The 377-nt window shown below is 33.7% G+C and carries 1 protein-coding gene; it reads right to left on the bottom strand.

The features are described from left to right. Positions 1–96: 96 nt before the first annotated feature. The coding region (locus tag H4O21_RS28410) for a toxin-antitoxin system YwqK family antitoxin (protein WP_182812552.1) at positions 97–377 on the bottom strand (281 nt) is incomplete at its 5' end.

Below are 377 nucleotides of genomic sequence, written 5' to 3' on the forward strand. Positions count from 1 at the left end.
CTGGTTGGACAAGAAACTAAACTCAAAAAAACCTTTAAATAAAAAAGCATTCTGAAAATACAGAATGCTTTTTTGTACTTAAGTATTTCCCTAAAACTACAGGGACGCTACATTATTTTCGTAATTGACTTCTTTTTTAACTCCGTCAATCCAATAAATCCATTTGCCGACTTTTTTTCCATTGTCATAATTTGCAGAAACCGTTTTCTTGCCTTCTTCATCAAACCTTAACCAAGCACCATGAAGCTTACCATCTGCTGTGTAAGACCCCGTTTGGCTTACAACACCATTGTCATGATAATAAACAACATCAATTAAATTTGTGTCTTCATTAAGTTTTAATTCTCTCTTTTGTTCTTGAGCAAAAGATACCGCAG

This window comes from Oceanospirillum sediminis (genome assembly GCF_014164585.1).
Classification (GTDB): domain Bacteria; phylum Pseudomonadota; class Gammaproteobacteria; order Pseudomonadales; family Halomonadaceae; genus Oceanospirillum; species Oceanospirillum sediminis.